General features: G+C 65.8%; 25 protein-coding genes. 17 read left to right on the top strand and 8 right to left on the bottom strand.

From position 1 onward, the window contains the following. The first annotated feature begins 40 nt into the window (after positions 1 to 40). The 5 genes from trxB to IB259_RS17905 are packed head-to-tail and all read left to right on the top strand — an operon-like array spanning position 41 to position 3,754. On the top strand, positions 41 to 1,000 hold the full coding sequence (gene trxB / locus IB259_RS17925; protein WP_054450094.1) for a thioredoxin-disulfide reductase: 960 nt from the start codon (positions 41 to 43) through the stop codon (positions 998 to 1,000). After that, entirely contained in the window at positions 987 to 1,655 is a 669-nt protein-coding gene (locus tag IB259_RS17920; protein ID WP_054450092.1) for a Smr/MutS family protein, read from the top strand. Before trxB ends, IB259_RS17920 begins: the two co-directional genes overlap by 14 nt. After that, positions 1,652 to 1,981: a multidrug efflux SMR transporter gene (locus IB259_RS17915; RefSeq protein WP_054450090.1), complete on the top strand. Its 330-nt coding sequence runs from the start codon at positions 1,652 to 1,654 to the stop codon at positions 1,979 to 1,981. The genes IB259_RS17920 and IB259_RS17915 overlap by 4 nt, the downstream gene beginning before the upstream one ends. Further along, positions 1,978 to 2,625: a hypothetical protein gene (locus IB259_RS17910; RefSeq protein ID WP_054450088.1), complete on the top strand. Its 648-nt coding sequence runs from the start codon at positions 1,978 to 1,980 to the stop codon at positions 2,623 to 2,625. Before IB259_RS17915 ends, IB259_RS17910 begins: the two co-directional genes overlap by 4 nt. A gap of 37 nt (positions 2,626 to 2,662) precedes the next feature. Further along, complete coding sequence (locus tag IB259_RS17905) at positions 2,663 to 3,754, top strand: hypothetical protein (RefSeq protein ID WP_225596894.1); 1,092 nt, start codon at positions 2,663 to 2,665, stop codon at positions 3,752 to 3,754. Here IB259_RS17905 and IB259_RS17900 read toward each other — a convergent pair. Both IB259_RS17900 and IB259_RS17895 read right to left on the bottom strand, forming a co-directional pair. Continuing rightward, complete coding sequence (locus tag IB259_RS17900) at positions 3,751 to 5,841, bottom strand: sodium:solute symporter family protein (RefSeq protein ID WP_175159458.1); 2,091 nt, start codon at positions 5,839 to 5,841, stop codon at positions 3,751 to 3,753. The genes IB259_RS17905 and IB259_RS17900 overlap by 4 nt on opposite strands. Further along, positions 5,841 to 6,119, bottom strand: a complete 279-nt coding sequence (locus IB259_RS17895) for a DUF4212 domain-containing protein (RefSeq protein ID WP_054450082.1) — start codon at positions 6,117 to 6,119, stop codon at positions 5,841 to 5,843. The genes IB259_RS17900 and IB259_RS17895 overlap by 1 nt, the downstream gene beginning before the upstream one ends. Positions 6,120 to 6,715: 596 nt before the next feature. Between IB259_RS17895 and kdpF the strand changes: the two genes are divergently transcribed. The 9 genes from kdpF (at position 6,716) to dapA (ending at position 17,217) form a co-directional block, all read left to right on the top strand. Next, complete coding sequence (gene kdpF, locus IB259_RS17890; protein WP_013391886.1) at positions 6,716 to 6,805, top strand: K(+)-transporting ATPase subunit F; 90 nt, start codon at positions 6,716 to 6,718, stop codon at positions 6,803 to 6,805. Continuing rightward, a complete protein-coding gene (gene kdpA, locus IB259_RS17885; RefSeq protein ID WP_119450773.1) occupies positions 6,805 to 8,607 on the top strand; it encodes a potassium-transporting ATPase subunit KdpA in 1,803 nt (600 codons plus the stop codon). The genes kdpF and kdpA overlap by 1 nt, the downstream gene beginning before the upstream one ends. An 8-nt stretch (positions 8,608 to 8,615) precedes the next feature. Beyond that, the gene (kdpB, locus tag IB259_RS17880; protein WP_175159454.1) at positions 8,616 to 10,775 is read left to right on the top strand and encodes a potassium-transporting ATPase subunit KdpB; all 2,160 of its coding nucleotides are present in this window, start codon (positions 8,616 to 8,618) and stop codon (positions 10,773 to 10,775) included. Positions 10,776 to 10,800: 25 nt separating this feature from the next. Then, positions 10,801 to 11,409 carry a potassium-transporting ATPase subunit KdpC gene (gene kdpC / locus IB259_RS17875; protein WP_192329802.1) on the top strand — a complete coding sequence of 203 codons (609 nt, stop codon included), beginning with the start codon at positions 10,801 to 10,803 and terminating at the stop codon, positions 11,407 to 11,409. A 51-nt stretch (positions 11,410 to 11,460) separates the two neighbouring features. Further along, on the top strand, positions 11,461 to 14,247 hold the full coding sequence (locus IB259_RS17870) for a sensor histidine kinase KdpD (RefSeq protein ID WP_054450074.1): 2,787 nt from the start codon (positions 11,461 to 11,463) through the stop codon (positions 14,245 to 14,247). 12 nt (positions 14,248 to 14,259) lie between these two features. After that, positions 14,260 to 14,952 carry a two-component system response regulator KdpE gene (gene kdpE / locus IB259_RS17865; protein ID WP_054450072.1) on the top strand — a complete coding sequence of 231 codons (693 nt, stop codon included), beginning with the start codon at positions 14,260 to 14,262 and terminating at the stop codon, positions 14,950 to 14,952. Between the two features lie 117 nt (positions 14,953 to 15,069). Continuing rightward, on the top strand, positions 15,070 to 15,846 hold the full coding sequence (locus IB259_RS17860; RefSeq protein ID WP_192329800.1) for a TorF family putative porin: 777 nt from the start codon (positions 15,070 to 15,072) through the stop codon (positions 15,844 to 15,846). A 177-nt stretch (positions 15,847 to 16,023) separates the two neighbouring features. Next, positions 16,024 to 16,314, top strand: coding sequence for a hypothetical protein (locus tag IB259_RS17855; RefSeq protein ID WP_054450069.1), 291 nt, complete (start codon positions 16,024 to 16,026; stop codon positions 16,312 to 16,314). 3 nt (positions 16,315 to 16,317) lie between these two features. Next, a complete protein-coding gene (gene dapA / locus IB259_RS17850) occupies positions 16,318 to 17,217 on the top strand; it encodes a 4-hydroxy-tetrahydrodipicolinate synthase (RefSeq protein WP_192329798.1) in 900 nt (299 codons plus the stop codon). On the opposite strand, the gene IB259_RS17845 is transcribed toward dapA, so the two are convergent. Together IB259_RS17845 and icd are read right to left on the bottom strand one after the other, a co-directional pair. Then, the gene (locus IB259_RS17845) at positions 17,195 to 18,736 is read right to left on the bottom strand and encodes a methyl-accepting chemotaxis protein (protein WP_054450065.1); all 1,542 of its coding nucleotides are present in this window, start codon (positions 18,734 to 18,736) and stop codon (positions 17,195 to 17,197) included. The genes dapA and IB259_RS17845 overlap by 23 nt on opposite strands. 211 nt (positions 18,737 to 18,947) lie before the next feature. After that, positions 18,948 to 20,204 (bottom strand): NADP-dependent isocitrate dehydrogenase, encoded by a 1,257-nt coding sequence (icd, locus tag IB259_RS17840; protein WP_054450062.1) that lies wholly within the window; start codon positions 20,202 to 20,204, stop codon positions 18,948 to 18,950. Between the two features lie 203 nt (positions 20,205 to 20,407). Between icd and IB259_RS17835 the strand changes: the two genes are divergently transcribed. Beyond that, entirely contained in the window at positions 20,408 to 20,833 is a 426-nt protein-coding gene (locus tag IB259_RS17835) for a DUF1841 family protein (protein ID WP_054450061.1), read from the top strand. Between the two features lie 206 nt (positions 20,834 to 21,039). Here the strand turns inward: IB259_RS17835 and IB259_RS17830 are convergent, their stop codons facing one another. Both IB259_RS17830 and IB259_RS17825 read right to left on the bottom strand, forming a co-directional pair. After that, positions 21,040 to 21,402, bottom strand: a complete 363-nt coding sequence (locus IB259_RS17830) for a cytochrome c (protein WP_054450058.1) — start codon at positions 21,400 to 21,402, stop codon at positions 21,040 to 21,042. 12 nt (positions 21,403 to 21,414) lie between these two features. Next, complete coding sequence (locus tag IB259_RS17825) at positions 21,415 to 21,768, bottom strand: cytochrome c (RefSeq protein WP_013391872.1); 354 nt, start codon at positions 21,766 to 21,768, stop codon at positions 21,415 to 21,417. 176 nt (positions 21,769 to 21,944) lie between these two features. Here IB259_RS17825 and IB259_RS17820 point away from each other — a divergent pair, with 176 nt between their 5' ends. Then, positions 21,945 to 22,826: a MoxR family ATPase gene (locus IB259_RS17820; protein WP_042796600.1), complete on the top strand. Its 882-nt coding sequence runs from the start codon at positions 21,945 to 21,947 to the stop codon at positions 22,824 to 22,826. Between the two features lie 42 nt (positions 22,827 to 22,868). Continuing rightward, complete coding sequence (locus IB259_RS17815) at positions 22,869 to 24,041, top strand: VWA domain-containing protein (protein WP_054450056.1); 1,173 nt, start codon at positions 22,869 to 22,871, stop codon at positions 24,039 to 24,041. 9 nt (positions 24,042 to 24,050) lie between these two features. Here IB259_RS17815 and IB259_RS17810 read toward each other — a convergent pair whose 3' ends face one another. Then, positions 24,051 to 24,608 carry a GNAT family N-acetyltransferase gene (locus IB259_RS17810; RefSeq protein ID WP_119450767.1) on the bottom strand — a complete coding sequence of 186 codons (558 nt, stop codon included), beginning with the start codon at positions 24,606 to 24,608 and terminating at the stop codon, positions 24,051 to 24,053. A gap of 115 nt (positions 24,609 to 24,723) precedes the next feature. Next, positions 24,724 to 25,101, bottom strand: a complete 378-nt coding sequence (locus tag IB259_RS17805; protein WP_054450052.1) for a hypothetical protein — start codon at positions 25,099 to 25,101, stop codon at positions 24,724 to 24,726. Positions 25,102 to 25,345 lie beyond the last annotated feature (244 nt).

Raw genomic sequence — 25,345 nt, 5'->3', positions numbered from 1 at the left:
GGCTCATTATAATTGGGCGTTAACCTAAAGATACCCGCCCATGTCCACGCCTACGCACGCTAAAGTTTTGATACTCGGTTCCGGCCCCGCCGGTTACACGGCGGCCGTCTATGCGGCACGCGCCAATCTGAGCCCTGTTCTTGTTACAGGTCTGGCCCAAGGCGGCCAGCTCATGACCACCACGGACGTCGACAATTGGCCGGCCGACGCCGATGGCGTGCAGGGTCCGGACCTGATGCAGCGCTTCCAGAAGCACGCCGAACGTTTCAACACCGAAATGATCTTCGACCACATTGCCAAGGTCGATGTGTCCAAGCGCCCGTTCACCCTCACGGGCGACACCGGCAAGATCTACACCTGCGACGCCCTCATCATCGCCACCGGCGCCTCGGCCAAGTACCTCGGCCTGCCGTCTGAAGAGGCCTTCATGGGCCGCGGCGTGTCCGGCTGCGCCACCTGCGACGGCTTCTTCTACCGCAACCAGGACGTCGTCGTCGTCGGCGGCGGCAATACCGCCGTGGAAGAAGCGCTGTACCTGTCGAACATCTGCCGCAAGGTCACCCTGATCCATCGCCGCGACAAGTTCCGCGCCGAGCCCATCCTGGTCGACAAGCTCATGAGCAAGGTCGAGAACGGCAACATGGAACTCAAGCTGTTCCATACCCTGGAAGAAGTGCTGGGCGACGACAGCGGCGTCACCGGCGTGCGCGTGCGCCACGTCGACACCGGCGTCACCGAAGACATGGCGGCCACCGGCGCCTTCATCGCCATCGGCCACCAGCCCAACACCGAAATCTTCCAGGGCCAACTGGAAATGAAGGACGGCTACATCGTCACCAAGAGCGGCCTGTCCGGCATGGCCACGATGACCTCGGTCCCGGGCGTGTTCGCGGCCGGCGACGTGCAGGACCACGTCTACCGCCAGGCCATCACCAGCGCCGGCACCGGCTGCATGGCCGCGCTGGACGCACAACGGTGGCTGGAGAATGCGGGGCAGTAAGGTCGGCCTGGCCGACCTGAAACGCCTGAAGAAAGACCTGCAGGCCGAGCGCGAACGCGCCGCCCTGGCCCAGCGGGTGGCGGTGCTGAAAAAAGCCGACACCGCCCCCGTGGACGACATGGCGGCGTTCAAGCGCACGATGCAGTCGGTCACGCCCATCAAGCAGGCCGCCCGGGTGGAGCACAAGCCCGTGGCACAGCCTGCGCCCGCGCTGCGCCGCGCCAACGCGCTGGGCGAAACGCCCACGCGCGCCGACGCCGGCGTCTCAGACGGCGGCGAAATCACGCATCTGCTGTCCGAAGGCGGCACCGCCTTCGTACGCAGCGACGCCGCGCCCGACACCGCGCGCAACCTGCGCCGCGGCCAATGGCGCGCAGGCGCCGAACTGGACCTGCACGGTCTGCGGGTGGAACAGGCCCGCCACGCCCTGCTGTCGTTCCTGGACGAATGCCAGGAGCACGGCATCCGTTGCGTGCGCATCGTGCACGGCAAGGGCTATGGCTCACAGGGGCTGGAACCGGTGCTCAAGGACAAGGCCCGCACCTGGCTGGTGCAGAAAAACGAGGTGCTGGCGTTTTCCGAGGCGCCCGAGCGCGAAGGCGGCGCGGGCGCCCTGCTGGTGCTGCTGCGACAAGCCGAAGGAACGCGCAAATGAAGTGGCTCTATCTGGGCATAGCGATCATCGCCGAGATCTTCGCGACCAGCGCGCTCAAGGGGTCCGAAGGCTTCACCCGCCTGGCGCCGTCCATCGTGACGGTGTTCGGCTATCTGATCTCGTTCTACTTCCTGTCGCTGACCCTGCGCGAGATACCGGTGGGCATCGCCTACGCCATCTGGTCCGGCGTGGGTATCGTGCTGATATCCATCGTGGGCGCGGTGCTGTTCAAGCAGCACCTGGACACGCCCGCGCTCATCGGCATCGGCCTCATCATCGCCGGCGTGGTGGTGATGAACGTGTTCTCGAAATCCGTTTCGCATTGAAGCCCCGCGACGGGTCCACGGCGAGTTCCCGGATCCGCCGCTGGCTGGCGGCCTGGCTGTGCCTGGGCTGTCTGGGCTTGCTGCCGGCCGGCAATGCCTGGGCCCAGGAGTTCAACCGCGCGGCTGAGCTCGTGCGCTACCGCACCTGGCTGAGCGCTTTCAAGCAGGACCTGGACCAGTTGTCCGCTACGCCCGGCCCCTTGTCGCAAGCCCAGTTGGAGGCGATGTTCGCCCGCACGGTGGTGCCCGGCTCACGCGGCGCGGGATTCATCCGCCAGGCGTTCACGCAGCGCGGCGGTGAAGGCGCAAACTTTCCGAAGCCTGGCCCGCGCGCCGTGCTCATGGCCGTGCTGGACAGTGCCATCCCCGCCGGCCAGGGCGGCCTATATCCGGAAGCGGATGCTGCCCTGAACGTCGCGGAGCTGACCGTCTGGTACCTGCATGTGGATGTCGGCGACATGACCAATACCTACCTGCTGTCGGGCGAGCACTTCACGCCTTACCGACTACCTCCTCCGGGCAAGCTGGAACGCAACGCCTACCCCTTCCTGCTGATGGACACCCGCGACAACGCCTTGCGCCTGGGCGGCGTCAGCAGCGAACTCTGGGGGCTGATCGCCTACCTGCACAATGCCGCGCTTTGATTGCTCTCTGCGTCTGCTTACGCTGACGGCACTTTCCATGGCGCCGGGGCTGGCCAGCGCGCTCTGCGAGCCACTGGCGGCGTCCGCGCAGCGCCACACCAGGGTGATGGACATTTCCCTGGACGACACGAATACCTTGCTGGCGCTGGACGGCTCGCGCATCCGGTCATGGCTGCCTGGCGTCGCCATAGACACGGACGGACGCGCCTCCCCCGCCATCTGGGCCGAACAGGTGGACTGGTCCGTCTACGCCGCCGCGCCGCACGCCCGCATCGGCGTCACGATGCTGCGCTGGGAAAGCGCCCCCGACGGCCGCCAGCATTTGTGCGGCATCGCCCGTTACAGTGCCAACGCAGTCCACGAAACCCGCGCATCGGGCAAGGCCGAGCTGCCCCCGCCAGACGCTGAAACGCGCTTCTACTATGACGCCGCCGGTCGGCTGACTGGCTACGAGGAGCGCTCGCGCGCATGGGACGGCCGCCGCAACCGGCCGGCGCGCTACTGCCTGCGCTACGACGCCCACGGCTGGCTGGCCGAGCTGGGCGCCAACGATTGCTCGGCGCGCTCCCGGCCCATGGCCCGCTACGTGCATGACGCGGCGGGCCGGCTGTTGCGCACGATTTCCTATCAAGACAGATCCGAAGACGCGTTCGAAGTCGTGACGTATGACGCTCAGGGCCGCAGGGCGCAGCGCTACTTGCGCCAGCGGACGGCGTGGGCGGACGAGCCCGCCGTTCTGGGACTGCCCTACCGCGAAAGTCCGGGCCACTATGCCGTACTAGTGTTGCCCGGTCCGGCCTGGAAAGCGCCAGCGCTGGATTCGTACAACTACGACTGGACCATCGTGCAACCCAAGCAGACCGCCGCAGGCATGGTCAGCATCTATGACGCCAAGCGGGACCCCGCCCAGGTGCTGGCAAAAGGAAAAAGCGGCGACGATGGACAGTTCCCCATGACCAGCGCGCAACGCAAACGGGTCTGGGAGGCCGCCGGCCAGACGCCTGGCGGCGTGCAATGGCTATGGGCGCCCGGCCAGACCTATACCCTGCTGCAAACGATGCCCGCGGCGGCATGGGCTTCCTGCGTCGATCCGGAAAACCGGAAGGCCGACGCCTGCGCAGCGCCTTAGGCGCGTTCGCCCTGCGGTTTGGGTGCGCCCGGATGCCGCAGGTAGTCCACCAGCGCCAGCGTGGCCCGGTCGGGAGGCGGCGTCAGCAGGGACACCACAATGATCGTCAGGAATGCCACCGGCGCGCCGAACACGCCCGCCGCGATCGGCTGGATGCCCCACCACAGGTCCACGGGCTGGGTGCGTGAAATGCCCAGCACCCATTCGCGCAGCCACGGATGCGTGTGCGTCATGTAGGCGAACGTCGCCGCAAGCCCCGCCGCCATGCCCAGCGTCGCCCCCCATTTGTTGGCCCGGCGCCAGAACACGCCCATGACCAGCGCCGGGAAAAACGACGAAGCCGCGAAGGAAAACGCGGCCGACACCATGAACAGGATGTCCGCCGGCTTGCGCGCCGCCACCCAGGCCGCACCGAACGCCACCAGCAGCAACAGGATCTTGGACACCATCACGCGGCGCGCCGCCGACATGCGCGGCGACACCATGCGGTACCACATGTCGTGCGACAGGGAGTTGGACAGGGTCAGCAACAGGCCATCGGCGGTGGACAGCGCCGCAGCCAGCCCGCCCGCCGCCACCAGGGCCGATATGACGTAGGGCAGCCCGCCGATTTCCGGCATGGCCAGCACCACCACGTCGGCGCCCATGCTGATTTCGCTCAACTGCACGATGCCGTCGCGGTTGACGTCGGTCACGTCCAGCAGATTGCTGTCGACGGCGCTCCAGGCATGCACCCAGTTGGGCAGGCTGAGAAAGCTGGACCCCACCACCTGTGTATAGACCTCGTACTTCACCAGCAGCGCCAGCGCCGGCGCCATGAAATACAGCAGCAGGATGAACAGTAGCGACCAGCACACCGATTTGCGCGCCTCGATGACTGAAGGCGTGGTGTATGAACGCATCAGGATGTGCGGCATGCCGGCGGTGCCCAGCATCAGGCATAGCACCAGCGCCAGGAAGTTGACGCGCATATTGCGCTGCTCTTCCGGATCCTTGGACGGGAACGGTTCCGCATGCGGTGTGGCGGGCGCCGCCCGCGCCTCGAAGGCGGCCTTGGCCTGCGCCCATGCGACACGCGCCTCCTCCACGCTGGGGGGATAGCCGGCCAGCTCGCGTTCGGCCGAGCGGATCTCGACCATGGGCGCATCATTCGCCGTCAACTGCGCCAGCCGGCTGCGCAGCTTGTCCTTTTCCAGTGTCCAGGATTCTGGCAATGCCGCCATCCGGCGGCCCATTTCGTCGGCGCGCTCCTGCCAAAGCCTGCGCACCTCGATTTCGGACGGGTCGTTCTGCAGGTAGATTTCTTTTTCAGTGACCTGCTGCAGCACCACCCCGGCCGACAACTGCGGCACGGGCATGTTGGTGTGCTTGATGGACAGCCAGACCACCGGCACCAGATAGGCAATGACCAGGATGATGTACTGCCCCACCTGCGTCCAGGTGACCGCGCGCATGCCGCCCAGGAACGAACAGACCAGCATGCCGCCCAGCGCCACGAAGATGCCGAGCTCGAAGGAAATGCCGGTCATGCGCGTGGTGATGATGCCCACGCCGTAGATCTGCGCCACCAGGTAGGTGAAGGAACAGAGTATGGCGCAGGCCACGCCCGCCAGGCGCGGCATGTTGCCGCCATAGCGCGCACCCATGAAGTCGGGGATGGTGTATTGGCCGAAGCGGCGCAGATAAGGCGCCAGCAGCATCGCCACCAGTACGTAGCCGCCGGTCCAGCCCATGATGTAGGCCAGCCCACCGTAGCCCGTCAGGTAGAGCGTGCCGGCCACCCCGATGAAGGAAGCCACCGACATCCAGTCGGCGGCGGTGGCCATGCCGTTGTAGATCGCGGGCACCCGCCGGCCGGCCACGTAGTATTCCACCTGATCCGAGGTCCGGCAGACGATGCCGATACCGGCGTACAGGCTGACCGTGACCAGCAGGAATACATAGCCGATCCAGTTGCGCGGCATGCCCAGGATCTCGGCCAGCGCCATCAACAGGATCATCAACGCGAAGCCCGCCGTGTACAGCACGTAGATGCGGCGCAGCCGGACTCTGAATTGCTGGGGCGTGTCTCCGCTGAAAAACGGCATCAGCGGTGCCCTCCCGTGTCGTCGGAGCGCTCATCGGCGCGATTCATGATCCGGGCGTAGATGCCGATGATGACCAGGTAGGCCAGCGGTGCGCCATAGGCCGCCATCCAGAACGCGAACGGCCAGCCGATGAAATCGAAGTTCAGGCTGCGGGCAAAAAAAGCGGGAATGAAGGTCAGCGCGGCCCAGGCGACGAGCAACACCAGGATCAGCCACAAATTGCGGCGCCAATAGGGAGTCGTGGCGGGTGCCGAGGATGAAAGGCGCGATTCCGACATAGCTGGGATGAGCGAACCCTGTCTGATTATCGCGAAACGCGGCGCTTGAAAAGCCTTTGCGCTTGAAATGCCGGCTTTTTATGCGACAACGGCCGGCACTACCTGGTGCCAGCCGTTGTGCGTTTTGCTTTTTTTGGGTACTGCTTTACTTTTTTTATGTACCGGTGCCGCCGGTATTTGCCCATGCAGGGCTTTGTCTCCTCACCTGCATGGGAAGAGATTCTGCACCAGATGCGGGATTGTCACACTAGGGGAATGCCCTAAGAAGGAGCATTCATTTACATATTCCATGCACCAACTTAGTGCAATTCGGTGTTCCCGTACTGAATATTGGGATTTTACGTTTCATTTACACCCCCCTCCCAAACGTATACCCCGTTTTTACCCCCCGCTCCGTAACCTGCCGATGTCCTGATTGGTCACTACGCCTGCCCGGCGCGCATCCCTATTCGCCGAGCAGGCCCGTCGTTCGAAGGGAGCGCCGCTCCCGGGAGGAAAAACGTGGATGCCTTCTATATCGCCATCTTTGCCGTCATGGCCGGGCTGACTTTCGCCCTGTTGCGGTTCTGCGAAACCTTGTCTGCGGGAGAGCAGCCATGAACTGGCTCTATTGGCTGAGCGGCCTGACGGCCGCCTTGTTGTTCGTGTACCTGCTGGTCGCGCTGTTCAAACCGGAGAAATTCTGATGACCGCCGAATTCGTCGGATTGCTGGTCGCGTACCTGGCAGTCCTGCTTGCGATCGCGCCCCTGCTCGGGCGTTATATCCGCATCGCCATGGAAAACGGGCAATCCCGGCTGACCGCCTGGGGCCGTCCAATCGAGCGCGGCATCTACCGGCTGGCGGGCATAGACCCGCAGGCCGAAATGGGCTGGAAGCGCTACGCCGTGGCGGTGCTGGCCTTCAATATCATCGGCATCGCGGCCGTCTACGCCTTGCAGCGCCTGCAGGGCATGCTGCCGCTCAATCCCGCCGGCATGGGCGCGGTGTCACCGGACTCAGCCCTGAACACCGCCATCAGCTTCGTGGCCAATACCAACTGGCAGGGCTATGGCGGCGAATCGACGATGAGCTACCTGACGCAGATGCTGGCGCTGACGGTGCAGAATTTCGTCTCGGCCGCCACCGGCATCGCCGTGCTGTTCGCGCTGATCCGCGGCCTGTCGCGCCATTGCTCGGCCACGGTGGGCAACTTCTGGACCGACATGGTGCGTAGCACGCTGTACGTGCTGCTGCCGCTGTCCCTGGTCCTGGCGCTGGCGCTGGTCAGCCAGGGGGTGATCCAGAATTTCAGCCCCTATCAGGAAGTCCAGACGATCGAGGCGGTGCATTACGAGCAGCCCCGCGTGGACGCCCAAGGCCAGCCCGTGCTGGACGCCCAGGGACAGGCCGTGACCGATCCCGCCGTCAGCAAGACCCAGACCCTGGCCATGGGTCCGGTCGCTTCGCAGGAATCGATCAAGCTGCTGGGGACCAACGGCGGCGGCTTCTTCAACGCCAACTCCGCGCATCCCTTTGAGAACCCCACGCCGCTGGCGAACTTCCTGGAGATGCTGGCCATCCTGGCCATTCCCGCCGCGCTGTGCTTCTCGTTCGGCGAAATGGTGGGCAACCGGCGCCAGGGCATCGCGATCCTGGCGGCCATGACCGTGCTGTTCGCGGTGTTTGCGCTATCCGCCGCCTACTTCGAGCAGCAGCCCAATCCGATGGCGGCCCAGGCCGGCGCCGACAGCGCGCTCAGCGCGTTCTCGCCGGGCGGCAACATGGAAGGCAAGGAAACCCGCTTCGGCATCGCCGCCACCTCGCTGTTCGCCACCGTCACCACGGCGGCGTCCTGCGGCGCGGTCAACGGCATGCACGATTCGCTCAACGCCATGGGTGGCCTGACGCCGATGCTGTTGATGCAATTGGGCGAGGTGGTCTTCGGCGGCGTGGGTTCGGGCCTGTACGGCATGCTGGCCTTCGCCATCCTGGGCGTCTTCATCGCCGGACTGATGATAGGCCGCACCCCGGAATACCTGGGCAAGAAGATCGAAGCCTATGACATGAAGATGGTCTCCATCGTCATCCTGGCTACCCCGCTGCTGGTGCTGGTCGGCACGGCGCTGGCGGTCTCGGTGCCGGCCGGCCAGGCTGGCGTGCTGAATCCGGGCATCCACGGTTTCTCCGAAATCCTCTATGGCCTGACGTCGGCCGCCAACAACAACGGCAGCGCCTTCGCCGGATTGTCGGCCAACACGCCCTTCTACAACGTGCTGCTGGGCGTCGCCATGTGGTTCGGCCGCTTCGCCATCATCGTCGCCATCCTGGCGATGGCCGGCTCGCTGGCCGCCAAGCGCCGGCTGCCCGCCGGTCCCGGCAGCATGCCCACCACCGGCCCGCTGTTCGTGGTGCTGTTGATCGGCGCGGTGCTGCTGGTAGGCGCTTTGACGTACGTGCCCGCACTGGCCTTGGGCCCGGTGGCGGAACACCTGCAAATTAAAGGCTAGGAATGAAAATGGCCAAGATTGAAACTTCTACTACCGGCGCCGGCGGCGGCGCCGCCCGCACCGCGACTGGCGTTGCGCGTGAACGCCAGTTCGGCATGTGGTCGCGCGCCCTGATCGGTCCGGCGGTGCTGGACAGCCTGCGCAAGCTATCGCCCGCCGCGCAGTTGAAGAACCCCGTGATGTTCGTGGTCTACGTCGGCAGCATCCTGACCACGGTGCTGTGGGTCATGGCCCTGCGCGGCCGGGCCGAAGCGCCCGCCGGGTTCATCCTGGCGATCGCCGTGTGGCTATGGTTCACCGTGCTGTTCGCGAACTTCGCCGAAGCCCTGGCCGAAGGCCGCGGCAAGCAGCAGGCGGCCACCCTGCGCGGCCTGCGCACCACCATCGACGCCCGTCTGCTGAAGGGCTTTCGCGATGCCGACGCCAGCCTGGCTGCGCCCGGCGCCTGGCGCAACCAGGCAGTCAGCCAGCCTTCGGGCCTGCTGCGCCGGGGCGACGTAGTGCTGGTCGAAGCGGGCGACATCATCCCCGGCGACGGCCAGGTCATCGCCGGCGTGGCGTCAGTGGACGAAAGCGCCATCACCGGCGAATCCGCGCCCGTGATCCGCGAGTCCGGTGGCGACTTCTCGTCGGTCACCGGCGGCACCCGGGTGCTGTCTGACTGGATCTTCGTGCGCATCGCCGCCGACCCCGGCGAGAGCTTCCTGGACCGCATGATCACCATGGTCGAAGGCGCCAAGCGCCAGAAGACGCCCAACGAGCTCGCCCTCACCATCCTGCTGGTGGGCCTGACCGTGGTGTTCCTGCTGGTGGTCGTGACCCTGATGCCGTTCTCGATCTACGCGGTCAACGCCGCTGGCGGCGGTTCTGTGGTGACGGTCACGGTGCTGGTCGCGCTGCTGGTCTGCCTGATCCCCACCACCATCGGCGGCCTGCTGTCGGCCATCGGCGTGGCCGGCATGAGCCGCATGATGGGCGCGAACGTCATCGCTACGTCCGGCCGCGCCGTGGAAGCCGCTGGCGACGTGGACGTGCTGCTGCTGGACAAGACCGGCACCATCACCTTCGGCAACCGCCAGGCCTCGACCTTTCTACCTGCCCCCGGCGTGTCCGCGCGCGAACTGGCCGAGGCCGCGCGCCTGGCCTCGCTGGCCGATGAAACGCCGGAAGGCCGCAGCATCGTGGCGCTGGCCGACAAGTCCATCCACGCCCCGGCCGCGCCCATGGCGCATGCCGAATTCGTGCCCTTCACCGCGCAATCGCGCATGAGCGGCGTGAATCTGAATGGCCGCATGATCCGCAAGGGCGCGGTCGACGCCGTGCAGGCCTGGCTGGCCGAGCAGGACTCTACCGTGCCGGAACAGGCCCTGCGCCTGGCTGAGGACGTGGCCCGCCGCGGCAGCACGCCGCTGATGGTCAGCGACGGCAATCGGGCGCTGGGCGTGGTCGAGCTGAAGGACATCGTCAAGCCGGACATCCAATCGCGGTTCGCGGAGCTGCGTCGCATGGGCATCAAGACCGTGATGATCACGGGCGACAACAAGCTTACGGCCGCATCCATCGCCGCCGAGGCGGGCGTGGACGACTTCCTCGCGGAAGCCACGCCCGAGGCCAAGCTCAAGCTGATCCGCGCCTACCAGGCGGAGGGCCGGCTGGTAGCGATGACGGGCGACGGCACCAACGATGCGCCTGCGCTGGCGCAGGCCGACGTGGCGGTGGCGATGAATTCGGGCACCCAGGCCGCCAAGGAGGCCGGCAATATGGTGGACCTGGATTCCAACCCCACCAAGCTGATCGAGATCGTCGAGATCGGCAAGCAGATGCTGATGACCCGCGGCGCGCTCACTACCTTCAGCGTGGCCAACGACGTGGCCAAGTACTTCGCCATCATTCCGGCCGCCTTCGCCACCGTCTATCCGCAGTTGAACGTGCTGAACATCATGGGCCTGGCCACACCGGCCTCGGCCATTCTGTCTGCCGTGATCTTCAACGCGCTGATCATCGTGGTGCTGATCCCGTTGGCGCTCAAGGGCGTGCGCTATCGCGCGCTGGGCGCGGCCGTGCTGTTGCGCCGCAATCTGCTCATCTATGGCCTGGGCGGTCTGCTGGTGCCGTTTGCCGGCATCAAGCTGGTCGACATGGTCCTGGCCGCCCTGGGCTGGGCCTGAGCCCCGAAACCGCAAGGAACCCATCATGAAAAATTCCGCCACACTGCCGCGCCAAGGCGGCATCCTGCGTCCCGCGCTGGTCGTCTTCGCCGCGCTGTCGCTGGTGACCGGCCTGGCCTATCCCTTCCTGACCACGGGCATCGCCGCCGCCGTCTTCCCGCACGAGGCCGCCGGCTTGCTGATCAAGCAAGGCGACCGCGTCGTCGGCTCCGAACTGATCGGCCAGTCGTTCAGTTCGCCTGCCTACTTCTGGGGCCGCCCGTCGGCCACCGCGCCCATGCCGTACAACGGCGCCGGCTCCGGCGGTTCGAACCTGGGGCCGCGCAATCCGGCGCTGGCCGATGCCATCCAGGCGCGCATCGCTGCCCTGAAGGCGGCCGATCCGGACAACCCGGTCCCGGTGCCGGTGGACCTGGTCACCGCATCAGGCAGCGGCCTGGATCCGCACATCAGCCCGGCCGCCGCTGCCTACCAGGCGGCGCGCGTGGCGCGCGCCCGCGACCTGCCGCGCGCGCAGGTCGACGCGCTGATCCAGGCCCATACCGAGAAGCCCTGGCTGGGCGTGCTGGGCGACCCCGCGGTCAACGTGCTGACGCTGAACCTGGCGCTGGACCAATTGCGTCCAGCCCGCTGATGCCGCGGCGTATAGTATTGCCAGCCGTTCCCTCACACCTACTGCGCGTTCATGGCTGATATCGCTGGCGAGCGTCCCGACCCCGACGCGCTCTTGAAGACCCTGGACGACGCTGCGCGCCAGGCGGTGCGCGGCAAGCTGCGCGTCTACTTCGGGTCGTCGGCAGGCGTGGGCAAGACCTACGCCATGCTGGAGGCGGCGCGCGCGCAGGCCGCCCAGGGCGCCAACGTGCTGGCCGGCATCGTTGAGACCCACGGCCGGCGCGAAACCGCCACGCTGCTGGAAGGCCTGCCTGTCCTGCCGCTCAAGGACGTGCCGTACCGCGGCCACGTACTGAAGGAATTTGATTTGGATGGCGCGCTGGCCCGCCATCCCAACCTGGTGTTGGTGGACGAGCTGGCGCACTCGAACGCGCCAGGCTCGCGCCATGCCAAGCGCTGGCAGGACATCCAGGAACTCCTGACGGCGGGCATCGACGTCTGGACCACGCTGAACGTGCAGCACCTGGACAGCCTGAACGAAGCCGTGGGCAGCATCACCGGCGTGCGCGTCTGGGAAACCGTGCCGGACGAGGTCTTCGATGCGGCCGACGAAGTCATCCTGGTGGACCTGTCGGCCGACGAGCTGCTGCGCCGACTGAAGGAAGGCAAGGTCTATCTGCCGGAACAGGCCCGCCACGCCACCCGCAATTTCTTTCGCAAGGGCAACCTGATAGCGCTGCGCGAGCTGGCGCTGCGCCGCACCGCCGACCACGTCGACGAGGACGTCCAGGCCTACCGCCGCGACCGCGCCATCGAACCCGTGTGGCGTACGCGCGAAGCCGTGGTCGCGTGTATCGGTCCGGACGTGGACGCCGAGTACGTCATCCGCAGCGCACACCGCCTGAGCCAGCAGCTGGAATGCGATCTGCACGTGGTCACCATCGACACACCGCGCGCGGCCCCGCCGCCCCAGGCCGAACAGGAGCGCATCCAGCGCAGCCTGGCCCTGGCGGATGCATTGGGCGCGCGCAGCGAAGTCCTGGCCGGCGGCGACATGGTCGACGCCGTGGTGCGCTATGTGCGCCGCCACAACATCACCAAGGCCATCATCGGCCGCACCCGCGCCAGCGGCCTGCAACGCCTGCGCCTGTCGCTGTCTGCGCTGCTGACCGCGGCCATCTCGCCGGGCTGGCTGTGGCGCCGCCACAGCTTTGCCGACATGCTGGCCGCGGGCTGCCCCGAAATCGACATCATCCGCCTGGGCGCGCCGCCGCTGCCGGCCGCATCCGCGCCGGGGCGCGATCCGCTCACGCTGGGACAACGTACGCGCCAGGCCGCCGACGAGCGCAATCCGCGGCCGCTGGCGGGCTACGCCTGGGCGCTGTGCTATTGCGCCGCGGCCACCGCGCTGTCCATGCTGGCCTTCCCGGCGCTGCACCAGACCAACATCGTCATGCTGTTCCTGCTGGCGGTGGTGGCCGTTGCGCTGCGCCACGGGCGCGGACCGGCGGCGCTGGCCTCGGTCATCAGCGTAGGGCTGTTCGATTTCTTCTTCGTGCAACCGCTGGCGTCCTTCGCCGTATCGGATGTGCAGTATCTGCTGACCTTCGGCGTGCTGCTGTCGGTGGGCCTGCTGATCGGCCAGTTGACGGCCGGCCTGCGCTTGCAGGCGCAGGCTTCGGTCAAGCGCGAAGCCGATGCGCGCAGCCTCTACGAATTCGCGCGCGAATTGTCGTCCGCGCTGCTGCCCGAGCAGATCGTCACCCTGGCGGGCGCCTTCGTGCATGCCACCTTCGGTTCGCGCTGCGCGCTATACATCCTGGGCATGGACGACCGCCTGAAGCTGGCGTCTCCCGCCGCGGACGACATGCCGCCGCTGGAATCCGCGCTGGCCCAATGGGTCTACGACCACGGACAGCCGGCCGGCGCAGGCACCTCCACCCTGTCCAACAGCGAACTGCTGTACCTGCCGCTGAAGGCGCCGATGCGCACCCGCGGCGTGCTGGCGCTGGCCGCTCCGCGCCGCAGCCTGTTCCTGAATCCCGACTCGCGCCGCCAGATCGAGGCCTACGCCACCCTGATCGCCATCGCGCTCGAACGCCTGCACTACGTGGAAGTGGCGCAGCAGGCGCTGGTCAGCATGGAATCCGAAAAGCTGCGCAACTCGCTGCTGGCGGCCGTGTCGCACGATCTGCGCACCCCGCTGACCAGCCTGGTCGGCATGACGGACACGCTGATGCGCCAGCAGGCGACGCTGCCGCCCGACATCCACGACACCGTCCGCGCCATGCGCGACCAGGCCCAGCGCATGCACGCGCTGGTGGTCAATCTGCTGGACATGGCGAGGCTGCAGAACCGCGACACGCCGCTGCGCCTGGAATGGCAATCCATCGAAGAACTGGTCGGCGCTTCGCTTGCCGCCATGCGCGAACCGCTGGCCGCGCACCGCGTCACCGTGGACAGCCTGTCGCATCTGCCGCTGGTGGAGTGCGACGGCGTACTGATCGAACGCGTGCTCTGCAATCTGCTGGAGAACGCGGCCAAGTACACGCCTGCCGGCAGCGCCCTGCGTCTGCATGCGGACGTACACGAGGGCGAACTGCGCGTGGCGGTCAGCGACAACGGCCCGGGCGTGCCGCCGGGCGCTGAGCGCCGCATCTTCGAAAAATTCACGCGCGGCGACCGCGAGTCCGCCACCCCGGGCGTCGGCCTGGGCCTGGCCGTGTGCGAGGCCATCATCGCCGCCCACCATGGGAAAATCTGGGTCGAACACGCGCCGGGCCAGGAATCCGGCGCCCAGTTCGTCTTTACGCTGCCACTGGGCGCGCCGCCCCCGATCCAATCCGAAACCCCTTGAACGCCGCAACGCATGTTCGATTACCAGCCTACCGTCCTGATCATTGAAGACGACGCCAACATCCGGCGCTTCGTGCGCCAGGCCCTGGAAAGCGAGGGCTGCGTCGTCCACGAAGCCGAAACCGTCAAGCGCGGCCTGATCGAAGCCGGCACCCGGCAGCCCGACGCGGTGGTGTTGGACCTGGGCCTGCCCGACGAAGACGGCATGATCCTGATCCGAGAACTGCGCGGCTGGACCGAGGTGCCGGTGCTGGTGCTGTCCGCCCGCAGCGCCGAGGCCGACAAGGTCGCCGCGCTGGACGCCGGGGCCGATGACTACCTGACCAAGCCGTTCGGCGTCAGCGAACTGCTGGCGCGCCTGCGCGTGCTGCTGCGGCGGCACGCAAGAGGCGGCGCGGGCAATGCTTCCGAGATCAGCTTCGGCGACGTGCGCGTGGACTTCGCCAAACGCGTGGTGGAGCGCAGCGGCCAGCACGTGCACCTGACTGCGATGGAATACCGCCTGCTGGCGGCGCTGCTGGCGCATCGCGGCAAGGTCATGACGCACCGCGAACTGCTGCGCGAGGTGTGGGGTCCGTCGCACGTGGAAAGCAACCACTACCTGCGCATCTACATGGGCCATCTGCGCCAGAAGCTGGAAGCGGATCCCGCCCAGCCGGTTTACCTGCTCACCGAGATCGGCGTGGGCTACCGCTTCGCCGGCTGAGGCGCGCGTCCCGGGCGCGCATTGACGCCGCGTTTACGCGCAACCCGCAAGTCTTGTCTCGGCCTTTACGCGCTTGCTCCTATTGTTGCGGTCCCATCCAACAGTAGGAGCAATTCCATGCCCCGCCACACCTTGGCCGCGCTCGCGCTGCTGACCCTGGCCGCCTCGCAAGCCGGCAACGCACTGGCCGCCGACGCGCCCGCCGAAGCGGCGCCTGCCGCGTCCGACTTCACATTGACGGCCAACGTCACCCTGGCCAGCCAATACCGCTATCGCGGCCTGATGCAAAGCAATAACAAGCCGGCCATCCAGGGCGGATTCGATCTGGCCCACTCCAGCGGCTTCTACCTGGGCAACTGGAACTCCAGCATCAGCTGGCTCGACGACAGCAACAGCGACGTGTCCGCGCCCGTGGAAATGGACTTCTACGGCGGCTACAAGGGCAATCTCGCGCAGGACGTGCCCGTCGACCTGGGCGTCCTGCAGTACTTCTACCCTGGCGACTATCCGTCCGGCTACACCAGTCCCGACACCACCGAGCTGTATGCCGGCATCGGCTATGGACCTCTGATGTTCAAGTACTCCCTCTCCCTGACCAACCTGTTCGGCTTCGCCGACAGCAAGCACAGCCAGTACTTCGACCTGTCCGGCAACTTCGATACGGGCGTCTGGGGCCTGACCGTCAACGCGCACGTCGGCCGGCAACTGGTGCGCAACGTCGACAACGGCAACTACACGGACTGGAAGCTGGGGCTGACGAAGGACTTCGGCCGGGGCCTGTCGGTCTCGCTGGCCTATCTGGACACCAACGCGGACCGCGCCGTCTACACCAATACGCGCGGCCGCGACATGGGCCGCGCAACGGGCTTGCTGTCGCTGACCAAGACGTTCTGAGCGCCCCGGACGTTGACGCGTTTTTTACGCGCTGCGTCCGCTTTTATCGGCAGGATTTACGGCGCGCTTCCTATAGTGGAACCGTCATTAACCAACCGGATCCCCGGAACGCTGCAAGCTGCGCCTCCGGTCCCGCTACCCGCCATGATCCCCCGACTTCAAGCCTGCCTCGCCCCCATGTCCGACATCCTGCCCGCGCAGCGTACGCACGCCCGCGTCGAACGAGTCGCGCTGACCATCAGGATAGACACGCTGGACGCACTGAACGTGCGGCTGGCGCTGCATCGCGCATTGGGCGAACGCATCGGCGTCTACGTGCTGTCGGTGGATCACGTCCATGCGCAAAGCGTGCTGCAACTGCAATGCGAACGCGGACAGCTGGATGCGCTGATGCACGCGGTGATGTCGGGCCTGCCCCGCGCCGAGTTCGGCCCGGTGCTTCCCGCATACGCGATGACGGGGCAGTAAGCCATGGACACGCCACGCAAGACCGCGTTTGAAGGCATCTGGCTGCCCATGGTCACGCCGATGCGCGGCGGCTATGTGGACCTGGACGCCGCGCAGGCGCTGGCCCGCTATTACCGCAACGCGGGTATCTCCGGCCTGGTGCTGTTTGGCTCCACCGGCGAGGGCAATCTGCTGAGCGTGCCGGAAAAGGTCGACATGATAGAAGCCATATCGAGCGATCCGCACGCGCTGCCGCTGGTGTTCGGCGCGGGCGGCGTGGACACGCGCGGCGTCGCAACCGCCATCCGGCGCCTGGACAAGTACCAGCCGGCCGGCTACCTGGTGCCGCCGCCTTACTACCTGGGCCCTTCGCAGGCCGGCATCCTGTGGCACTACCGCCAGATTGCCTGGGCCACGCAGCGGCCCATCATCCTGTACAACATCCCCAAGCGCACCGGCGTCACCATGACGGTCGAAACCATGGAAGCGCTGGCCGCGCTGCCCAACTTCAGCGCCGTCAAGGAATGCAATCCTGCGGTACTGGCGGCCTTGAACCGGCGCGGCACGCTGACGCCGCTATGCGGGGAAGATATGGCCCTGCTGGACCACTTCCTGGCCGGCGGCCTCGGCGCCATCCCGGCCGCCGCGCATGTCTATCCCGAGCGCTATGTCGAGGTCATGCAGCTGGCCCGCGACGGCCACGCGGAGGCCGCGCGCGAACTCTTCGAGCCCCTGCGCGGCCTGATCCGCCTGCTGTTTACCGAACCCAACCCTGCTCCGATCAAGCGCGCCCTCTCGATGCAGGGCCTGATCACCGATGAGCTGCGCATGCCCATGACCAGCGCCAGCCGAGAGCTTGGACAGCGCCTGCAGCGGGCCATGAACGTGGTGCAGGGCTCGCCTAGGCGGCTGCAGACAGCCTGAAGACGGACACCGCATTCGCCAGCTCGGCCGCCTGATCGCGCAGCGCGCCAGCCGACGCGGCGAACTCTTCCACCAGCGCGGCGTTCTGCTGCGTCACGCCGTCCAGATGCGTCACGGCCTGATTGATCTGTTCGATGCCCACGCTCTGCTCGGCCGAGGCCGTGGCAATCTCTCCCATCAGCGGCGCGCTGGTGGCGGCGGACTCCAGCACGTTGCCCATCGTCGCGCTGGCCTGCTCGACGCGCTGGCTGCCACGAGCCACCGAATCCGCCGACGCTTCGATCAGCGTCTTGATCTCCTTGGCGGCGGTGGCCGAACGCTGAGCCAGCGCGCGCACCTCGCCCGCCACCACGGCAAAGCCCCGGCCCTGTTCTCCGGCCCGCGCCGCTTCCACCGCGGCGTTCAGCGCCAGGATGTTGGTCTGGAACGCGATCTCGTCTATCAGCCGGATGATCTCGTCGATGCGCTGCGAGCTATGCGAAATCTCGCGCATGGCGTCGATGGCGTGCTGCGTTTCATCGCTACCCTGCCTGGCCAGTTGCGCTGCCTGACCGGCCAGCGCGCTGACCTCACGCACATGTTGCGCGCTCTGCTGCGCGGTCGCGGTGATCTGCTCCACGCTGGCGGCGGTCTGCTCCAGCGCGGCGGCCTGCTTCTCGGTGCGGTCCGACAGGTCCATGCTGCCCGCCGCGATCTGCCGCGAGGCCGCGGCAATGGAAGCCGTGGAATGCACAATGCTGCGCACCGCCCCGTCCAGGCGTTGCTGCATCCGCGCCAGGGCGTCGAACAGGCGGCCGATCTCGCCGCGCTGATTGCGCGGCACGCTGCCCGACAAGTCGCCATTGGCCACGCGCTCGCACACCACCACCGCCTGGTCCAGCGGACCGAGGATATGCGTGCGGAAAAAGCGCAGCGCCGCCGCCAATAGCAACACCAGAAGGCCCAGCGTCACACCGCCTTGCCGCCACAAAGTGCCGTAGAACGCCTGATCGACGTCATCCACGTACAGGCCCGTGAACAACAACCAGCCCCAGTCGGCGTCGTAGGTGGCATAGCTGATCTTGGGCAGCGCCCGATCCGTTCCCGGCCGCGGGAACTGGTAGCGCGTATAGCCGCCGCCCGCCTTGCCTTGGGCATAGAGGTTTTCGAAGATCGGCTGCCCGGCGCTGTCCTTGACGGCCCGGACGTTGGTGCCGACCAGCTTGGGATCGGGATGCACCAGCAGGTCGTAGCCGTCGCCGAAGGCGCCCACATAGCCGTCCTCGCCATAACGCAGTTGCGCCAATCGGCGCGCCACATTGCGCTTGGCCTCGTCCAGGGGCATGCCCTCGCGCACGCTTTGCTTGCCATTGCGCACGATGCCGGACGCCAGATCGAGGACGTGGCGCAGCTCGCTCCTGCGCTCGGCCACCATCTCAGCGCGGCGCTCCCAGGCGTCCCAGGCGCCCAGGGCCAGCACGACAGCGCCGACCGCGAACACAAACCACAGCAGTTCCCTGCGCAAGCTGGAATTCTTCATAGTCCTCTCATCCTTCTTCACCCGCCCAATGAAACCAATCAAGGCAGAATGTGACGGTTTATGTATGTATTCCGTCAGAATAAGGGACAGCACCAGGGTTTTCACCAAGACTGCAGAGGGCGTTTGATTTAACGCAAGGCCCATAAAAAAAACGCAAGGCGCGCTTGCCTTGCGTTTTTTCATGGAGGCGGCTTTTGAGCCGCACTGCCGATTACATGTTTTCGATCATCACCTGGCCAAAGCCCGAGCACGACACCTGGGTCGCGCCTTCCAGCAGACGCGCGAAGTCGTACGTGACCTTCTTGGACAGGATGGATTTTTCCATGCTGGAGATGATCAGGTCCGCGGCTTCGGTCCAGCCCATGTGGCGCAGCATCATTTCGGCCGACAGGATTTCGGAACCGGGGTTCACGTAGTCCTTGCCTGCGTACTTCGGCGCAGTGCCGTGGGTAGCTTCGAACATGGCCACCGAATCAGACAGGTTGGCGCCCGGGGCGATGCCGATGCCGCCCACTTGCGCGGCCAGCGCGTCCGAGATGTAGTCGCCGTTCAGGTTCAGGGTGGCGATCACGTCGTATTCGGCCGGGCGCAGCAGGATCTGCTGCAGGAACGCGTCAGCAATCACGTCCTTGACGATGACCTCGCGGCCCGTCTTCGGATTCTTGAACTTGCACCACGGGCCGCCGTCAATCAGCGTCGCGCCGAATTCCTTCTGCAGCAGCGCGTAGCCCCAATCGCGGAAGCCGCCTTCCGTGAACTTCATGATGTTGCCCTTGTGCACCAGGGTCAGCGACGTACGGTCATTGTCGATGACGTACTGCGCGGCCTTGCGCACCAGGCGCTCGGTGCCTTCGCGCGACACCGGCTTGATGCCGATGGACGAAGTGTTCGGGAAACGGATCTTCTTCACGCCGAGCTTGGTCTGCAGGAACTGGATCAGCTCCTTGGCCTGCTCGCTTTCGGCCATGTATTCGATGCCGGCGTAGATGTCTTCCGAGTTCTCGCGGAAGATCACCATGTTGGTCTTTTCGGGTTCGCGCACCGGCGAGGGCACGCCCTTGAAGTACGCCACCGGGCGCAGGCAGACGTACAGGTCCAGCTGCTGGCGCAGGGCCACGTTCAGCGAACGGATGCCGCCGCCCACCGGCGTGGTCAGCGGGCCCTTGATCGACACCACGTAGTCCTTGACGACGTCCAGGGTCTCGTCGGGCAGCCACACGTCGGGGCCGTAGACCTTGGTGGCCTTCTCGCCGGCATAGACTTCCATCCAGTGGATCTTGCGCTTGCCGCCATAGGCCTTCTGCACCGCCGCGTCGACGACCTTGATCATCACCGGGGTGATGTCGGCGCCCGTGCCGTCGCCCTCGATGTAGGGGACGATGGGCTGATCGGGCACATTCAGCGAGAAATCAGCGTTGACCGTGATCTTCTGGCCGCCAGCGGGAACCTTGATATGTTGGTAGGACATGAATGCTCCATTTGCTCCGAGTGGTTTTTCTGCACGCGCCGGCATCGGGAAGCGTCCGTTCCGGCGGGGAAGATCGCCCACGGGAACCGCGCACTGGATGGCCGATAGCAACCAATTCTATATCGCAAAGGGGCCAGCGGGCCTGACGGCCCGCGCGCGGCGGTAAAATAATGCATCACCAGCCCGCTTTTCAGCCCCATCAGATGTTCAATCCCTCACGCGACCAAGTCCGCGAATTCTTCATCGAAACCTGGCGCAAGCATCGCGCCTCCGAAGTGCTGACACCGCTCGAGGCCATCGCGCTGGACTGGATCATCGAACATCCCGAATACCACGGCGACCTGGAAAACCCCGAGGCCATGACGGCCGAATACTCGGTGGAAAAGGGGCGCACCAATCCCTTTCTGCACCTGTCCATGCATCTGGCCATTGCAGAGCAGCTGTCCATCGACCATCCGCCGGGAATCCGGCAGGCCTACCAGCAGCTGGTGTCGCGCGGCGACGCGCACCAGGCCGCGCATGAAATCATGGAATGCCTGGGGCAGGTGGTGTGGGAAGCGCAGCGCCTGGGCACGCCGCTGGACAGCGACACCTATATCGACCTGATCCGCCAGCGCGCCAGCCGCTGAGCACCGCCCCCACGCTGCGCCTTCGGCTTGCTGCCCCCCGAGGGGCTTTTTTTCCTTGGGACGGCCCGGCGGAAAAAGAAAAGCCCCCACGCTGCGCCTTCGGCTTGCTGCCCCCCGAGGGGGCTATTTTTCCTTGGGACGGCCCGGCGGAAAAAGAAAAGCCCTCGACCGAGGGCTTTCTTGTTTGCGGAACGGATCCGGACGGCTTACCTGCGCACGCCCAGGTCGCTCGGCTGCGCCGACAGCCATGCCGCCACGTTGGAGATGTCCTGGTCGGACAGCTGGGTCGCGAAAGCGCCCATGATGGGGTTCTTGCGCACGTTGGCCGTGGCCGCGCTGCCGGACGCGCCGCGCTTGTAGGCCTTCAGGGCGTGAACCAGGTAGTCCGCGTGCTGGCCAGCCAGCGTCGGATAGGCCGGATCCACGGCCGTCTTGGCGTCGGCGCCGTGGCAGGAAGCGCAGTTGAATTTGTCGAAGACGGCCTTGCCGGCCGCCAGGTCCTGCGCCTGGGCGGCAACGCCCGTCATGGCCAGGGTCGCGCCCGCAAGGGCAAGCATGTAGCGATTCATGTGTTTGCCCCCTTACTTGAGATTCGAGTAGTACGCGGCCAGATCGGCGATGTCCTGGTCGGACAGGCTGCCGGCAATGGCGTCCATCGTGGGATGGCTGCGCGCGCCTTTCTTGTACTCGTTGAGGGCGGTTTCGATGTACTTGGCGTTCTGCCCAGCGATCATCGGCACGTGGTACAGCTCGGGAAACGTTGCCTTGTAGCCTTCGATGCCGTGGCAACCGATGCACATGGAAACCTTGTCGCGGGCGTTCTGGACATTACCGACCACTGCTGCGTCTGCAGCAACAGACTGGCCGGCGATCGCACAGGATGCCATCGCGGCCAACACGGATACCGTGTACTTCAGAGAGGTTCGCAACTTCATTGGAATGGCTCTTCTTGGTATGGCTAAGGACTAGGGCCTGCTCACACGAAAAGGCCCTCGGCAAACACGTTGCGGGTCGAACCCAAAGCAAAACCGCCTGATTGTACGATAATTGCTCAGGATTAATACCTTTACCATGGTATTGATCACCGTCAAATCTCAGAAGCCATCAGACCATGTCCGCAGCCCAGTCCGCTACTTCCGCCTCGCCAGACCGCTTCGACGGGACCGACAACTATGTCGCCACCGATGACCTGAAACTCGCCGTCAATGCCGCCCTCACCTTGCAGCGTCCGCTGCTGATCAAGGGCGAACCCGGCACCGGCAAGACCATGCTGGCCGAGGAAGTGGCGCGTGCGCTGGGACGGCCGCTGTTGCAGTGGCACATCAAGTCGACCACCAAGGCCCATCAGGGCCTGTATGAATACGACGCGGTGTCGCGCCTGCGCGACTCGCAGCTGGGCGACGAAAAGGTCCGCGACATTCGCAACTACATCGTGCAGGGCACGCTGTGGCAGGCCTTCCAGTCGCCTGAGCCGGTGGTGCTGCTGATCGACGAGATCGACAAGGCCGACATCGAATTCCCCAACGATCTGCTGCGCGAACTGGACCGCATGGAATTCCACGTGTACGAAACGCGCGAGACCATCTCCGCGCGGCACCGTCCGCTGGTCATCATCACGTCCAACAACGAAAAGGACCTGCCCGACGCTTTCCTGCGCCGCTGCTTCTTCCACTACATCCGTTTCCCCGACCGCGAAACCATGCGCGACATCGTGGCCGTGCACTACCCGCACCTGAAGCAGGACGTGCTGCGCGCGGCGCTGGACACCTTCTTCGCGCTGCGCGACGCGCCGGGCCTGAAGAAAAAACCGTCCACCTCCGAACTGCTGGATTGGTTGCGCCTGTTGCTGGCCGAGGGTTCGACCGCCGCCGAGATCGACGCGCACACGGCCACGGCCGTGCCGCTGATGGCCGGCGCGCTGCTCAAGAACGAGCAGGACGTGCACCTGCTGGAACGCCTGGCGGCCATGACGCGCGGCGGCCAGCGCCGCTGATCCGCCAGCAACGATCCGCCAGCAACTACCGGCAGCCCGCAAATGCTGATCGACTTCTTCTATCACCTCCGGGCGCATAAGCTGCCCGTCTCGGTCAAGGAATACCTGACCCTGGTGGACGCCCTGCGCCAGGATCTCATGGCGCCCACGCTGGACGAGTTCTACTTCCTGGCGCGCGCCACGCTGGTCAAGGACGAGGCGCTCTACGACCGCTACGACAAGGCTTTCGGCGCCTACTACAAGGGCATCGCGGCCGCCCTGCCCCCAGGCAAGGAAATCCCGCTGGACTGGCTCATCAAGCAGTTCGAAAAAAGCCTGAGCCCGGAAGAAAAAGCCGCAATCGAAAAGCACGGCTGGGACAAGCTGATGGAGCTCTTCAAGGAGCGCCTGGAAGAGCAGAAGGAACGCCACGCCGGCGGCAGCAAATGGATCGGCACCGGCGGCACCTCGCCTTTCGGCAATGGCGGCTACCACCCCGAAGGCATACGCGTGGGCGGCGACTCGGCCGGCAACCGCAGCGCGGTCAAGGTCTGGGACATGCGCCAGTTCAAGGACTACGACGATCAGGTCGAGCTGGGCACGCGCAACTTCAAGGTGGCGCTTCGCCGCCTGCGGCGCTTCGCAAGGCAAGGCGCCGAAATGGAACTGGACCTGGACGACACCATCGCCAGCACCGCGCGCAATGCCGGCCATCTGGACCTGCGCATGGTCCCCGAACGCCACAACACCGTGAAGGTGCTGATGCTGCTGGACGTGGGCGGCAGCATGGACGACCACATCGGACGCGTCGAGGAATTGTTCTCGGCGGCGCGCAGCGAATTCCGCAACCTGGAGGTCTACTACTTCCACAACTGCCCGTACGAAAGCCTGTGGCAAAGCAACCGCCGGCGCCAGAACGAACGCTTCGACACCTGGGACGTGCTGCGCAAGTACAACCCGGATTGGCGCCTGATCATCGTCGGTGACGCCACCATGAGCCCCTACGAAATCCTGCAGCCGGGCGGCTCCGTCGAGCACTACAACAAGGAGCCCGGCGCCGAATGGATGCGCCGCCTGCTGGACGCCTGGCCCAAATCGGTCTGGCTCAATCCCGAGCCCACCGCGTCCTGGCAATACCGCCAGTCCATCGCGCTGATGCGCGACATCATGCAGGGCCGCATGTACCCGGTGACGGTCGCCGGCCTGGAACAGGCCATGCGTGTGCTATCGAAGTAGGACTGCCGGTCACCCGTCGACCGGCTTTTCAGGCGTATCCAGCGTCAGCTGATAGAACGCCAGATCCAGCCAGCGTCCGAACTTGAAGCCTGCCTCGCGGATGGTGCCTGCATGCGTGAAGCCCAGCTTCTCGTGCAGGCGGATGCTGCCCTGATTGCTCGCGTCGATGCCGCCGACCAGCACGTGCACTTGATTGGCGCGCGCCCGCTGGATCAGCTCGCGCATCAGCGCCTCGCCCAAGCCCAGTCCGCGAAAACGTCCGTCCACGTACACGGAATGCTCCACCGAGTACTTGAAGGCCGGCCAGGCGCGGAAGGTGCCGTAGCTGGCGAAGGCCATCAGTTCGCCGTCGGCATTCTCGTACCCAAGCACCGGAAAACCGCCCTGCTGCTTGGTCTGGAACCAGCCCAGCATCGCCTCGCGCGGCCGCGGCTTGTAGTCGTACAGCGCGGTGGAATTGACGATGGCGTCGTTGAATATGGCCAGTATCTGGTCGGCATGGCGCTCATGCGTGCAATCGACCAGGGTTGCGCCATCCGGCGCGCGGGTTTCGGCGTGCGTAGTCATGGCGCAAATTGTAGCGACCCGCAAGGCCTTGCGGCGATTCGGCTTTCGGCCGCTACAGGCAAAAAAAACCGGCGGAGCCGCCGGTTCAATTGGATCTTGCCGCTTCTGGCCACTCTCAGGCGGCGCGGCTCTCAGCAGATCGGGCGGCGGGCGGCTCGCCACGCAAGCCAGGGCAGTTGCGCCATGCAAGCTCATCCGCATCCATGTCCAGGTCGAACAGATCGTTGGCGGCGGGCCAGGGATGGCTGCGCGCCGCCGCGCCTTCCATTTCCAGCACGTGCCCGGCGAAGCCCCGTGGCGAGCCGCCGCACTCCGCGAAATATCGTTGTGTGCTCAAGTCCACCACATAGGTGGTCATGTCATGGGTCAATATGGCCACGAATTGGCCGTCATCACTGGCATAGGCGTACTGAAACTGTCCTTTGATCCCGTCGCCGCTCAATGGGCTGCCGGTCAATTGGGACAAGGCACGCGTGACGATCTCGGTCAGCATGGGTCGTTCCTCCGGTAAGTGCGCCGGCACAATGCCGGCGGCGAAGGCGCGAACGACAAGCACCGGCGCCGGGCAGAAAACGGCGTCTGGCGTTGGACGGGAAACCTGTGGGCGGGCTGTCGCGCATCCCGTCTGCAACTGGGTACTGCGTCTTGAAAAGCTTACACCCGTGGGCCGGGACAGCTCAAATCAGCCCCGTCATTTCGTCATATTGCGCCGCAACATCACAGCCGGACGCCCCTCC

The sequence above is a fragment of the Achromobacter sp. ACM04 genome (assembly GCF_014851465.1).
Lineage (GTDB): Bacteria > Pseudomonadota > Gammaproteobacteria > Burkholderiales > Burkholderiaceae_B > Achromobacter > Achromobacter aegrifaciens.
This window is presented reverse-complemented; position numbering and strand designations above follow the sequence as displayed.

Bases quoted from the DNA above. Each gene is read 5' to 3' on its own strand.
- trxB (WP_054450094.1), top strand. From the start codon at position 41: ATGTCCACGCCTACGCACGCTAAAGTTTTGATACTCGGTTCCGGCCCC.
- IB259_RS17920 (WP_054450092.1), top strand. From the start codon at position 987: ATGCGGGGCAGTAAGGTCGGCCTGGCCGACCTGAAACGCCTGAAGAAA.
- IB259_RS17915 (WP_054450090.1), top strand. From the start codon at position 1,652: ATGAAGTGGCTCTATCTGGGCATAGCGATCATCGCCGAGATCTTCGCG.
- IB259_RS17905 (WP_225596894.1), top strand. From the start codon at position 2,663: ATGGCGCCGGGGCTGGCCAGCGCGCTCTGCGAGCCACTGGCGGCGTCC.
- IB259_RS17900 (WP_175159458.1), bottom strand. From the start codon at position 5,841: ATGCCGTTTTTCAGCGGAGACACGCCCCAGCAATTCAGAGTCCGGCTG.
- IB259_RS17895 (WP_054450082.1), bottom strand. From the start codon at position 6,119: ATGTCGGAATCGCGCCTTTCATCCTCGGCACCCGCCACGACTCCCTAT.
- kdpF (WP_013391886.1), top strand. From the start codon at position 6,716: ATGAACTGGCTCTATTGGCTGAGCGGCCTGACGGCCGCCTTGTTGTTC.
- kdpA (WP_119450773.1), top strand. From the start codon at position 6,805: ATGACCGCCGAATTCGTCGGATTGCTGGTCGCGTACCTGGCAGTCCTG.
- kdpB (WP_175159454.1), top strand. From the start codon at position 8,616: ATGGCCAAGATTGAAACTTCTACTACCGGCGCCGGCGGCGGCGCCGCC.
- kdpC (WP_192329802.1), top strand. From the start codon at position 10,801: ATGAAAAATTCCGCCACACTGCCGCGCCAAGGCGGCATCCTGCGTCCC.
- IB259_RS17870 (WP_054450074.1), top strand. From the start codon at position 11,461: ATGGCTGATATCGCTGGCGAGCGTCCCGACCCCGACGCGCTCTTGAAG.
- kdpE (WP_054450072.1), top strand. From the start codon at position 14,260: ATGTTCGATTACCAGCCTACCGTCCTGATCATTGAAGACGACGCCAAC.
- IB259_RS17860 (WP_192329800.1), top strand. From the start codon at position 15,070: ATGCCCCGCCACACCTTGGCCGCGCTCGCGCTGCTGACCCTGGCCGCC.
- IB259_RS17855 (WP_054450069.1), top strand. From the start codon at position 16,024: ATGTCCGACATCCTGCCCGCGCAGCGTACGCACGCCCGCGTCGAACGA.
- dapA (WP_192329798.1), top strand. From the start codon at position 16,318: ATGGACACGCCACGCAAGACCGCGTTTGAAGGCATCTGGCTGCCCATG.
- IB259_RS17845 (WP_054450065.1), bottom strand. From the start codon at position 18,736: ATGAAGAATTCCAGCTTGCGCAGGGAACTGCTGTGGTTTGTGTTCGCG.
- icd (WP_054450062.1), bottom strand. From the start codon at position 20,204: ATGTCCTACCAACATATCAAGGTTCCCGCTGGCGGCCAGAAGATCACG.
- IB259_RS17835 (WP_054450061.1), top strand. From the start codon at position 20,408: ATGTTCAATCCCTCACGCGACCAAGTCCGCGAATTCTTCATCGAAACC.
- IB259_RS17830 (WP_054450058.1), bottom strand. From the start codon at position 21,402: ATGAATCGCTACATGCTTGCCCTTGCGGGCGCGACCCTGGCCATGACG.
- IB259_RS17825 (WP_013391872.1), bottom strand. From the start codon at position 21,768: ATGAAGTTGCGAACCTCTCTGAAGTACACGGTATCCGTGTTGGCCGCG.
- IB259_RS17820 (WP_042796600.1), top strand. From the start codon at position 21,945: ATGTCCGCAGCCCAGTCCGCTACTTCCGCCTCGCCAGACCGCTTCGAC.
- IB259_RS17815 (WP_054450056.1), top strand. From the start codon at position 22,869: ATGCTGATCGACTTCTTCTATCACCTCCGGGCGCATAAGCTGCCCGTC.
- IB259_RS17810 (WP_119450767.1), bottom strand. From the start codon at position 24,608: ATGACTACGCACGCCGAAACCCGCGCGCCGGATGGCGCAACCCTGGTC.
- IB259_RS17805 (WP_054450052.1), bottom strand. From the start codon at position 25,101: ATGCTGACCGAGATCGTCACGCGTGCCTTGTCCCAATTGACCGGCAGC.